The organism is Streptomyces sp. ADMS, from assembly GCF_033441795.1.
Taxonomy (GTDB): domain Bacteria; phylum Actinomycetota; class Actinomycetes; order Streptomycetales; family Streptomycetaceae; genus Streptomyces.
The window spans coordinates 4,127-15,125 of the sequence record NZ_JAVFVX010000145.1; the positions used below are offsets into that span (position 1 = coordinate 4,127).

The 10,999-nt window shown below is 68.3% G+C and carries 10 protein-coding genes and 2 pseudogenes; 7 read left to right on the forward strand and 5 right to left on the reverse strand.

From position 1 onward, the window contains the following. Window positions 1-223 (forward strand): hypothetical protein (locus RB628_RS35995; protein WP_318324854.1); only part of this gene is annotated, 223 nt, incomplete at its 5' end. Between the two features lie 151 nt (window positions 224-374). On the opposite strand, the pseudogene RB628_RS36000 reads toward RB628_RS35995, so the two are convergent. Further along, a pseudogene (locus RB628_RS36000) lies at window positions 375-580 on the reverse strand (IS110 family transposase); the annotation flags it as partial. Between the two features lie 12 nt (window positions 581-592). On the opposite strand from RB628_RS36000, the pseudogene RB628_RS36005 reads away from it, so the two are divergent. The 4 genes and pseudogenes from RB628_RS36005 to RB628_RS36020 all read left to right on the forward strand — a co-directional run. Further along, window positions 593-1,038, forward strand: a pseudogene (locus RB628_RS36005) (carboxymuconolactone decarboxylase family protein); the annotation flags it as partial. Window positions 1,039-1,298: 260 nt separating this feature from the next. Continuing rightward, on the forward strand, window positions 1,299-2,411 hold the full coding sequence (locus tag RB628_RS36010; RefSeq protein WP_412180779.1) for a S1 family peptidase: 1,113 nt from the start codon (window positions 1,299-1,301) through the stop codon (window positions 2,409-2,411). Window positions 2,412-3,186: 775 nt separating this feature from the next. Continuing rightward, window positions 3,187-5,784, forward strand: coding sequence for a rifamycin-inactivating phosphotransferase (gene rph / locus RB628_RS36015; protein ID WP_318324845.1), 2,598 nt, complete (start codon window positions 3,187-3,189; stop codon window positions 5,782-5,784). 196 nt (window positions 5,785-5,980) lie between these two features. Further along, window positions 5,981-6,532: a response regulator transcription factor gene (locus RB628_RS36020; RefSeq protein WP_318324846.1), complete on the forward strand. Its 552-nt coding sequence runs from the start codon at window positions 5,981-5,983 to the stop codon at window positions 6,530-6,532. A 276-nt stretch (window positions 6,533-6,808) separates the two neighbouring features. On the opposite strand, the gene RB628_RS36025 is transcribed toward RB628_RS36020, so the two are convergent. The 4 genes from RB628_RS36025 to RB628_RS36040 form a co-directional block, all read right to left on the reverse strand. Continuing rightward, a complete protein-coding gene (locus RB628_RS36025) occupies window positions 6,809-7,105 on the reverse strand; it encodes a hypothetical protein (RefSeq protein WP_318324847.1) in 297 nt (98 codons plus the stop codon). A gap of 34 nt (window positions 7,106-7,139) precedes the next feature. Beyond that, window positions 7,140-7,307, reverse strand: a complete 168-nt coding sequence (locus RB628_RS36030) for a hypothetical protein (protein WP_318324848.1) — start codon at window positions 7,305-7,307, stop codon at window positions 7,140-7,142. 222 nt (window positions 7,308-7,529) lie between these two features. Then, a complete protein-coding gene (locus tag RB628_RS36035; protein ID WP_318324849.1) occupies window positions 7,530-7,832 on the reverse strand; it encodes a hypothetical protein in 303 nt (100 codons plus the stop codon). A 727-nt stretch (window positions 7,833-8,559) separates the two neighbouring features. Continuing rightward, the gene (locus RB628_RS36040; protein ID WP_318324850.1) at window positions 8,560-9,462 is read right to left on the reverse strand and encodes a hypothetical protein; all 903 of its coding nucleotides are present in this window, start codon (window positions 9,460-9,462) and stop codon (window positions 8,560-8,562) included. Between the two features lie 326 nt (window positions 9,463-9,788). Here RB628_RS36040 and RB628_RS36045 point away from each other — a divergent pair, with 326 nt between their 5' ends. Further along, window positions 9,789-9,941, forward strand: a complete 153-nt coding sequence (locus tag RB628_RS36045; RefSeq protein WP_318324851.1) for a hypothetical protein — start codon at window positions 9,789-9,791, stop codon at window positions 9,939-9,941. A 166-nt stretch (window positions 9,942-10,107) separates the two neighbouring features. Beyond that, window positions 10,108-10,932 (forward strand): transposase, encoded by an 825-nt coding sequence (locus RB628_RS36050; protein ID WP_318324852.1) that lies wholly within the window; start codon window positions 10,108-10,110, stop codon window positions 10,930-10,932. Window positions 10,933-10,999: the final 67 nt, after the last annotated feature.

The window sequence follows — 10,999 nt, forward strand, 5'->3', positions numbered from 1 at the left end:
CGTGGCCGCCGTGGCCGCCGTGGCCGCCGTGGCCGCCGTGGCCGCCGTGGCCGCCAGGATGTTCCTCCTGCTGATCATCAGGGCCCCTCACATAGAAACGATGAATCGATTCACGGCGGTGAACGTAGGGGTGTATGAGGCAGGGGTCAATGGAGCGCGCAGGAATTTCCTGACGAGCCGTCGGGAGCGTAAAATTGGTCGGCGGCGCCCCACACGCCCCTGACATGGAGATTGAACGGTTTCAATCGCAGCAGCGGGAGGCCGGCGCACTCGCGGGGCGGAGCCCTGGCGATGACGGGGCGGGGGGCGAAGAACCTGGCGGCGAAGCACCGGACGGCCACCAGGGCGGGGAAGATGATCACATAGAGGGTCCTTCCGCCCGCGCCGCGCACACCCCGGTTGGCAGCCAGGCCGTCTTCCATGCCCGGCCTCGGCGGCGTATCGCGGACGGGGTCTGATATCCCGTCAGCAACACCAGGGCGCTCTTGCGCGAGCTGCAGTCGAAAGCTCGTTCAAGCACGGGGAAGACGCCGGTCAGCACGTCCCGCAGCCGGTTGATCATCCGCACCCGGTCGGCGACACCGAGCTCACCATGAGCGCCCGTTTGAACATCAACGGCAACCCGACCGCGGACAGGTTCCTGAGCACATCGTCGCGGCCTGCCGCGTGGTCGCCGGCTCATCGCCACCGGCCGCGACACAGGAGCTGGTGAGGATCCGTCCGAGCCGGACCGACGACTGCGGCTTCTGCACCGACATTCACACCAAGGAAGGCCACCGCCGCCGGTGAGACCTCGGTGCGACTCAACCTGGTCGCGGCATGGCGGAGGCCACGGTCTTCACCGAGGCCGAGCGCGCAGCGCTGGAGCTGACGGAGCAGGGCACGCGCATCGCGGACGCGGCCAGTGGTGTCACGGACGAGGCCCGGGCGAACGCCGCCAAACACGACGACGAGGAGCAACTCACCACCCCGGTTTCCGTCACCTCCCTGATCAACACCTTCAACCGCGTGAACCGGAACATACGAACGCCCCGCGGTGGCACGTCAGATCCCGGACGCAGACGTCATTCCGGCCCTTACCTGGACGCGACAGGCTCCGCCTGCCACCACCAATCGGGTGACACTCCGGCAACGCATTGGTATGGACCTGCCCATCGTCAGACGCTACGCTCTGCCGAGCCACACCTGTGAGAGCGCTCTCATTGCACCTCCGTTCCACCCCCACCTTGCTGGAACAACGAAGGGCAACTCCCTTGAGACGCACGACGATTACGCGCGCCGGTCTGGCAGCGCTGCTCATGTTCGGCACGTTCGCGACGGCAGGCTCGCTGCCCGCCTCCGCCAGCGACTCCCCCTCAACCACCAAAGCACCCGCCTCCGCGGGGCTTCTCTCCGCCATGCAGCGCGACCTGGGCCTGTCAAAGACCCAGGCCGTGGCGCGCATCGCTGCGGAGAAGACGGCGACGGCCGCCGAACCGAAGGCCCGCCGGGCCGCGGGAGCTTCCTACGGCGGCTCCTGGTTCGACGCCCCGAGCGGAAAACTGACCGTCGGCGTCACCCGTGACGCCTCCTCCACGACCCTCCGCGCCGTACGGGCGGCCGGCGCGACCGTCCATACCGTCACACACAGCGCACGACAGCTCGCCGCGACCCAGGCGCGCTTGGAGAAACTGTCCGCTCCCGCAGGGGTCAGCAGTTGGCACGCCGATCCGAAGGCCGGCTCGGTCGTCGTGAGTGTTGTCACTGGCCAGCGGGAAGACAACGATGTCGAGCGATTTCTCGCCCGTGCCCATGAAGCCGGGCCCGTCACCGTAGAGGAGACGTCGAGCGCACCCACGACCTTCGCCGCCGGAACCGTTGGCGGCGACCCGTACTACACGGGCAACGTCCGCTGCTCCATAGGGTTTTCGGTGTACGGCGGATTCGTGACCGCCGGACACTGCGGACAGGCGGGTGCCGGCGTCAGCGGCTGGGACCGCTCCTACATCGGCAACTTCCAGGGCTCCTCGTTCCCCGGCAACGACTACGCCTGGGTCAACGTGGGCAGCGGCTGGTGGACCGTACCGGTCGTGCTCGGCTGGGGCACCGTCTCCGACCAGCTGGTGCGCGGCTCGGCCGTGGCGCCCGTCGGCGCGTCCATCTGCCGTTCGGGGTCGACCTCGCACTGGCACTGCGGAACGGTCCAGGCCCACAACGAGACCGTCAACTACAGCCAGGGCCCGGTGCATCAGATGACCAAGACCAGCGCCTGCGCCGAACCCGGCGACTCCGGTGGCTCGTTCATCAGCGGTGACCAGGCACAGGGCGTGACCTCCGGCGGCTGGGGCAACTGCAGCACCGGCGGCCAGACCTGGTTCCAGCCCGTCAACGAGATCCTCAACCGGTACGGGCTGACGCTGCACACAGCCTGACGAATCATCAGCACAGTGGCGGGCTCTGCGGGTTGGACGGCGGAGCCCGCCTGACATTTCGCAGACCCTCTGGATTTCCGGCCCACATGATGTCCGGCTGCCCGCCCGGCAGGAAGTCGAGCGTGCCTCCGATGGGCGGCAGGCGGCGGCGACGCACGTCTGTTGCGTGGCACGGCCGTCGAGACGTACCGCGTCGACAGACACGTGGGTGTCGTCGGCGGCCGGCGGGTCGATCCGGATGTCAGTGCGGCCTGGCCGGTCCAGGACCCCGGCGTAAAGACCGGGGCGCCCGGGAACGGGATCGCGCTGCCCGGGGTCCGGAGATACCGTTCCTGACTCTCCGCCACCCGGCCTTCAGCACCGTTCGGCAAGTACAGCGGAAAAGGCGATGGCAAGGAGGACTCTCTCCTTGCCACTCTCAAGCTATAGCGCACTGGGGGGCTTGCGGCAAGACCCGGGTCACGACGCAGAGTCGTCGGCCAAGGCCACAGCCTGCGGAAGCGGGGGCACGACGTGCGTGCGTTGTTGTCGATGCATGGGGGACGCGGTGACGTCGAACTGGTGGTGGGACCGGCGGTGCAGTTGCGGGTGCTCGGCACGGAGGCGCGACGGTGCGCGTCGCCCGACTGGGCGGAGCGGTCTGCCGACTCGTCAGGGGGAGGGCCGCCAGGGACGAGGACGTGCTCGACAAGAGGTTCGGCAGGGCTGGAGAGGCGCCGGTGATTCGATCGGCCAGTGAAGTACAGCAGGACACGGCCAACTGGGAGGTATCGCGATGATCGAGCAGTACGTGTGGGATCTGCAAGAGGTTGACGAGACGCAGGTCGCGGTCGTCGGCGGCAAGGGCGCGCACCTGGGGGTGCTGTCGCGGATCGACGGCATCCGGGTGCCGGCTGGTTTCTGCGTGACGACGGGCGCCTTCCGGCGGATCATGGCCGAAGTGCCGTCGATCGACGATCGGCTCGATCAGTTGTCGCGCCTGAACCCGGACGACCGGGAGGCGATCCGCAGGCTCGGCGCGCAGATCCGCAGGACCGTCGAAGGTACTGCCATCCCGGGCGATCTCGCGGCGGTGATCACCCGCGCGCTCGCCCAGCTCGGCGAGCAGGCCGCCTACGCGGTCCGATCCAGCGCGACGGCAGAAGACCTGCCGACGTCCTCTTTTGCCGGTCAGCAGGACACGTATCTGAACGTCGTGGGGCCGACGGCGATCCTCCGGCACGTCAGCCGGTGCTGGGCCTCGCTGTTCACCGAGCGGGCCGTGACCTACCGTCAGCGGAACGGCATCGACCACCGTACGGTCCGCATGGCCGTGGTCGTGCAGCGGATGGTCTTCCCGCATGCGGCCGGCGTCCTGTTCACGGCCGACCCCGTCACGGGCAACCGGCAGGTAGCCACCGTGGACGCCGGCTTCGGCCTCGGCGAGGCCCTCGTCTCCGGCCTGGTGAACCCGGACGTATTCAAGGTGCGACACGGCGAAGTCGTCGACATGGTGATCGCCGCCAGACATCGTGGCGTTCACGCCCTGCCAGCCGACGGCACACAGGAGGTGGCGATCGACTCGCAGCGGCGGGAGCAGCCGGTGCTGACGGATGCGCAGGTCGTGCGGCTCGTGCAGCTCGGGCGGCGGATCGAAGCGCACTTCGGCCGCCCGCAGGACATCGAATGGTGCCTGGTCGATGAGGGCTTCCAGTTCGTTCAGAGCCGGCCGATCACGACGCTGTTCCCCGTCCCCGCGACCGGTGACCAGGAGAATCACGTCTACGTCTCCGTTGGTCATCAGCAGATGATGACCGACCCCATGAAGCCCCTGGGGCTCTCCGTGTGGCAGCTGACGGCCATGGCGCCGATGCACGAGGCCGGCGGGAGGCTGTTCGTCGACGTCACCCGGCACCTGGCCTCACCCGCGAGCCGCGCCGGCCTCCTGGACGTCATGGGGAGAGGCGATCCGCTGATCAGGGACGCGCTGGAGACCGTCCTCGACCGCGACGATTTCGTCCCGTCGCTCCCGGACGCTGGTCCGGGCGGGCCGCCGGCCAGCGGTGCGTCCGCCCCGATCGAGACCGATCCGGTCATCGTCACTGAGCTGATCGAGCGCAGCCAGGCGTCCGTCGCCGCCCTGGAGCGCGACATCCGGACGAAGACCGGACCGGCGCTGTTCGACTTCCTGGTGAAGGCCTTCGAGGAGCACAAGCGACTCCTCAGTGATCCGCTGAACCTTCAGGCGATCACGGCGGGGATGGAAGCCACGTGGTGGCTCAACGACAAGCTGCGGGACTGGCTGGGCGAGAAGAACGCGGCTGACACGCTGACGCTGTCCGCCCCCGACAACGTCACGTCGGAGATGGGACTGGCGCTGCTCGACGTCGCGGACGTGATCCGCCCGCATCCGGAGGTGGTGGCGTTCCTGCAGGGCGTCGAGGGCGAGGGCTTCCTGGACGAGCTGGCGAAGCTCGCGGGCGGGACCGAAGCGCGCGACGCCATAGAGGCTTACCTCGACCGGTACGGCATGCGCTGTGTCGGCGAGATCGACATCACGAGGCCACGTTGGCGCGAGCGCCCCACCACGCTCGTGCCCGTGGTCCTCGACAACGTCAGAAACTTCGAGCCGGGCGCCGCCGAGCGGCGCTTCGAGCAAGGGCGGCAGAAGGCGCAGAAGAAGGAAAAGGACGTGCTGTCACGCTTGCGGGCCCTGCCGGACGGGGACCGGAAAGCCGACGAGGCCAAGCGGATGATCGACCGGGTCCGAACCTTCATCGGGTACCGGGAGTACCCCAAGTATGGCATCGTCAGCCGCTACTTCCTCTACAAGCAGGCCCTGCTGGAGGAGGCCGAGCGCCTCGTGCAGGCCCACGTGCTTCCTGAGAAGGAGGACATCTTCTACCTCACGTTCCAGGAACTCCACGACGTCGTGCGCTCGAATCAGGTGGATGACCAGCTCATCCAGCAGCGCAAGGACGCGTTCCGGTCGTACCACGCGCTCACACCGCCCCGGGTGCTCACCTCGGATGGCGAGACCGTCACCGGGGCGTACCGGCGCGACGACGTGCCGGCCGGTGCCCTGATCGGCCTACCGGTTTCCGCCGGGACCGTCGAGGGAAGGGCCCGCGTCATCCTTGACATGGCGGAGGCCGATCTCGAGGCGGGCGACATCCTGGTCACGGTTTACACGGACCCCAGCTGGTCGCCCCTGTTCGTCGGGATCACGGGCCTGGTGGCGGAGGTCGGCGGTCTGATGACCCATGGCGCGGTGATCGCCAGGGAGTACGGCTTGCCGGCCGTCGTGGGCGTGGAGCAGGCCACCCGGCTGATCCGGGACGGGCAGCGGATCCGCGTGCACGGAACCGACGGGTACGTCGAGATCCTGCCATGACTGACCACACCGAGAGCCCATTCGTAGCTTCCGATTCAACAACGTCAGGCAGTTGATGGCCACGGGCCCTGACCCAACGCCGGGTAGTTGGCGTTTTCGCCGGTCACGCAAGGGAGTTGAAGAATTCTCGACGTAGAGAAACGGATCTCGTTGGTACAGGCAGTCGACCAAGACAGCTTGTTCCGAAGGAGCTCCGTTGCCCCGTCATTGTGTCCTGCCGTCTGCGCTGACGGCCGTCACCCGTACGGTCACCGTGGCCGCAGGCCGGTTCGCTCCCGGGCATCTGGGCGAACTGACCGGCGCTGTGCCGTTCCTCGGTCTCCGCCCGCCGGACGCCCCTGCCGCGGAGGTGGTCGCCGAACTGCGCCGGACCGTCCCGCACAGCCGGGTGCTGGTGGCCACCGCCTTCCCCGAGCATGCCGTCGTCACCCACACCCTCGCGGCAGGGGCCTGCGGACTGCTCATGAAGGACGCGAACGGCACCACGGTCCGTGACGCCATCCACAGCGTCGTCCGTACCGGGACGTACCACGCCGCCCTCACCACGCCCTGCGGCTCCCCGGTGACCGCCCGCGAGTACGACGTCCTGCGCCTCGTCGCGGCAGGCCACACCAACCTTGAGATCGGCGCCGCGCTGAACCTGTCGGTCAACACCGTCAAGACCTATCTGCGTGAGGTCATGCACAAGCTCGGCGCCCGCAACCGCGCCCAGGTGATCATGAAGGCACGGTCGAGCGGGTTGCTCTGATCCCATCGCGGCGGTCCCTGCTGCAAGATCAGGGCCGTGTCACGCGGCCTCGGTGCGCGGGCGGCTGCAGGGGGTTGGGAGCGCGGTGTGCTCGCCGGCGCCGGCGCAGCCAGTCTCCGATTTCCCCCACCGCGACCAGCAGCGCTGCGGAGGCGGCGCAGCGTAGAAGGTCCGTGGGCTGACTGGTGGTGCGGCCCAGCAGCCAGAGTATGAGTGTGAGCGTGGTCCACCAGAGGCTGACTGATCTCATCTCGCGCCGCCAGCACCGTGCCCTCGTCATGACGCGGCACTTGCTGTGCGGTGCGCCGCGATGGCCGCGACCGCGCATCCGGTTGTGGCGACGATGCCTGCGGTGGCGGTAGCGGCCAAGGTGATCGCCGGTGAGGCCCCGGCCAGACGGGGGATCGCGTTGAGGGGCGCGGCGGCGTACAGCGCGAGGACAGCCCAGCCGCGCGGAGGCGCCGGGGTGAGTCGGAGGTGCAGACGCTTCGGCACGTGGCCAGTGACCATCGCCAGCCCTGCCGGAAGCAGGGTGAGGGAGAAGAGTGCCAGGCCGATCCAGTGCCAGGTCATGAGTGCGAAGGTCTCCAGGGGGTGAGGGGGCGGGTCAGCTGCGGCGGGTGGCGACGATCATGACGAGGCCTGTGATGAGCACGGCGAGGCCGATAGCAAGGATGGGGAAGCCGGGCCCGGGCAGGACGTACATCGCTGCCCCGGCCAGGGTCAGCAGCGCCCCGGCGGCGGCCAGGACCGCTCCTATGCGTCGTTCGGACATGTTGCTCCAGATGCTCGCTGGTGGTCGTCGGCGGGGGCCGGAGGGCGGGGAGCGCTCCGATCGGCAGGTCCCCGGCAGCCGTGGTTGCGATGGGGGGATGGAAGCTGCCGCTGTGGCTCCGGTGGCCGCGCCTACGGTGGGCCGCGAGCCGCTGTCGGCGCATCCTGTCTGGCTGGCGGAGTTCGCTGTCCTGATCACCAGGACCTCACTCAGGGCGCGCTACTACCTGGCTGATGAACCAGCCGTACGCTGACTCATCGCGATCACGACAATGCCGGTCACCATGAGTACGCTGCCGGTCAAGGTTCCCCACTGCCGGGTGTCGAGGTCGTTGGTCATCAGCCCGAAGACCGCTTGACAGCAAAGGGCGATGGCAATGACCAACTGCCCCCAGCCGTAGAGCTTCGGGTGGCGGATGGGTTTCCGGTTCGTGGGAAGCACCCATCCGCGGGTAAGCGCCGCTATGCCCGAGACGGCAATGAGCAACGCCAGCAGAACGACCGGAATGCCGAGGTAAAGCCTCATGTTCCCTCCGTTGAGCCGGACCCACGCCGGACACCCGCGTGATCATGACACCCCCTGTGTCGCGCGTCCATGAGCTTCCTCCCGGGTGGTGATGACCGGGGTGGGTGCCGACGGGTACGGACCGGTGGAGCCGCTGGGCACGCCCCGCTCCAGGAGATGACCGGTCCCCTGCTGCCGCTCATTCACGGCCCGGTCGACGGCGATTCCCGCCACCGGGCGGCGCAGACCACCACTATCGAGCTGGCCGCGAGCGGCCCCGCCTGCCACCAGGTTCACCCGCTCGACGACAAGCGAGATCCCAGTAGCACAAAGCCGAGCCCCCAGGCGCGGACCACCCATGCAGGGCCCTGGATCGGCTCCGGTTGCCGGAGCAAGGCCAAGCATCCCGCCCCCACGCAGCCCAGCCCCCCAGCCACGACGAGCACGTCCACGGTCCTGTCGAACGCCTCGGTCACAGCCCTGAGCATCCGCGTCTCCCTCTTCCGCTCTTCGCGGGCCTCAGCACGCCAAGGCCGCCCGCCGGTTCGTCATGATGACCGCCCAGTCGCGCCCCCTTCATCCACCGGGTACGGCAGACGTCGTGCGCGGCTGATTTCCGGTACCCGGCAATGCGGGCGGCAACGGACCTGGCTTCGTGCCCTTCAAGCAGCCTTTGGCTCCGGCTTGGGCACCACCCGGTGATCTTGCCGCTCGTGGACAAGAGCATCAGCCGGTCGCGGTGTTCCGGTCAGTCGCAGTCTTCGGGGGTGACCGGGTCGTCCTGGGCGCGGATCGTGCCTGAAGGGAAGTTGTTGGCGTCCAGTACGTCCGCCGAGGATTCGGTCCGGAACGCGGGTGACGTGATGCGGATGCTGCCCGTGTCCTTCCAGCCGTTCATGCCGCTCGAGCCGTCCCGGTTGGCGCGGGCGATCTTCTCGATGACGAAGACCGGCTGGCTGACCACGGTGCGGATCACCGGGACCCGCTCGAAGTAGCCCTTGGTCCGTTTCGGTACGTCGATCGACACCGTACGGGAGAACGACTCCTCCTTCCCGAACGCCCAGGACCGGGTCACCGATACGTTCCCGCTCAGCGAGAGCACGTCCTTGATCACCGCGAAGTCGAACCCACCGCCGATGGAGAGGCTGGTGGTGAAGGTCTGACTGGTGGAGAAGTTCTGGGACACCGTCTCGCGGAGAAGGACCGCGTCACCGCAGTTGATCAGTGGCCGGGAGACCACCTGGGCCGGTCCCACGTCGTCCTTCACATCGGTGACCGGCCACTCGCAGTGGCCCTGGAAGAAGTGGAGCTCTCCGTCAACGCCGACGCTCCCGAGGTCGCCTACGCCCTTGGACGGGTCCTCGGCGACGCCGCCGCCCACCGGGTCCAAGATCCAGAAGGTGACATCCGAGAAGAAGTCCCTGCTACGGGGCGCCGGGCAGAGCGTCCCCATCAGCTTGCCGGTGTCGAACGTCTCCGATGTGCTCAGATCGACGATGGATGACGGTGGGGCCGGAGCCAGCGCACCATAGGCGACGGGTACGGTCGCCGCCCCGGCCACGGTTACTCCGGCGAGACCGAAGAGCAGCATTCGTTTACGCCGTGACGTGGAGCGATGTGACGCTGTGGAGCGGGCCTTCTTGATCGGCATCCTGAACTCCTTTTAGGGAACGGTGTGCAGCTGCAATCGTGGCCACTCCCGGTGACCGGCCGACAGGGTCAAATATCCCGGCGCTTGTGTCCGCGCTGTGAAACAAGTCACCCCGTGATGCGGCGACTTCGGCGCCACCTGAACCGCGTTCCGCGTAATTCGACACGCCTAGGGCCCGGATCGGGCCCCTGACCTGTGGAAACACGGTTGCACGTACCACAGGGGCGCAGACCGTCGCGCCGCGGTGGTTCGAGCGCTATGGCAAGCGCATCGACTCCTTCCGCTTCCCCAGGGGAGCCGACGCCCGCCAGCGGTGGGCCCTGACCGTGGGACGGGACGGATTCGCGCTGCTGGAGGCCCTCCATGTGCCCGACACACCAGTCTGGCTGCGTCACGTCGGGGCTGTGCAGGTGCTGCGGACCGCGTGGGTACAGCAGTACCACCGTGACGAGAAGGGGGTGCGCCGGCGGGAGGGCTAGGACCTCCCGCCGGGCAGGCTGAGGCTGTCCAGCCCCTACGGCACCGACACGCGATACAGCATCAAACGCGGCGCGGGCTGGGACGGCTACAAAGTCCACTTCACCGAGACCTGCGAGCCGGGGGCCCCGCACCTGATCACGAACGTGGCCACCACCGACGCCACCGTTGCCGACGTGGGAGATCACCGAGTCCGTCCACCAGGCACTGGCCACACGCAGCCTGCTGCCCGCCATCCACCTGGTCGACTCCGGCTACACCTCTGCCGCGCTGCTGGTGGCCGCCGCCGGGCAGCACATCGAGCTGATGGGACCGGTCCGCGGCGACACCACCGCCCAGAACCGGTCCGGGGAAGGCCTGGGGCAGGACGCCTTCACCGTCGGCTGGCCGGCCCGCACCGTCACCTGCCCCCGCTTGCAGCGCAGTGTCAGCTGGTCCGCACAGCGCAAACCCACCGGCACCGAGATCATCCGGGTCCACTTCGCCAAGGCCGACTGCGACGCCTGCCCGGTGCGCGCCGCATGCACCAGCGCCATGAGCAAGTGGGGCCGCAACCTGACCCTCCTTGCCCGGCCCCAGCAGCAAGCTCTTGACCAGCGCCGACGCGAGCAGGACACCGACCAGTGGCAGGCTGCCTACGGCACCCGCGCCGGAATCGAAGGCACCCTCTCCCAGGCTGTCCGGGTCACACGGACACGCACCACCCCCTACCGCGGGCTGCACAAGACCCGCCTCGGTCATGTCCTGATCGCCGCCGGACTCAACTTCCGCCGCCTCGACGCCTGGTGGACCGAAACTCCCATCGGCTCCACCCACATCAGCCGCTTCGCACGCCTTGGACTCGAACTGACCGCCCGACCGAATCCGCCAACGAAGTCCTTTAGGACGGGGTATCCACGGAGGAATCCCGGTGATCGCGTCCCGCTCCGGGCTGGTGAGGCGTCCTCATTGTTCCCCGAAGCCGTGTTCAGCGGGACCAGACCACGTCCCTGATCCCGGGTCGGCGGTGGCGTCCGGCCAAGTGGTGTAGCGGATCAAGGCGCCGGAATCTGCAGGTCAT

What these genes read in the sequence shown, in the direction of transcription:
- RB628_RS36010 (WP_412180779.1), top strand. Translation starts at nt 1,299, where the DNA reads ATGTTCGGCACGTTCGCGACGGCAGGCTCGCTGCCCGCCTCCGCCAGC.
- rph (WP_318324845.1), top strand. Translation starts at nt 3,187, where the DNA reads ATGATCGAGCAGTACGTGTGGGATCTGCAAGAGGTTGACGAGACGCAG.
- RB628_RS36025 (WP_318324847.1), bottom strand. Translation starts at nt 7,105, where the DNA reads ATGACCTGGCACTGGATCGGCCTGGCACTCTTCTCCCTCACCCTGCTT.
- RB628_RS36030 (WP_318324848.1), bottom strand. Translation starts at nt 7,307, where the DNA reads ATGTCCGAACGACGCATAGGAGCGGTCCTGGCCGCCGCCGGGGCGCTG.
- RB628_RS36035 (WP_318324849.1), bottom strand. Translation starts at nt 7,832, where the DNA reads ATGAGGCTTTACCTCGGCATTCCGGTCGTTCTGCTGGCGTTGCTCATT.
- RB628_RS36040 (WP_318324850.1), bottom strand. Translation starts at nt 9,462, where the DNA reads ATGCCGATCAAGAAGGCCCGCTCCACAGCGTCACATCGCTCCACGTCA.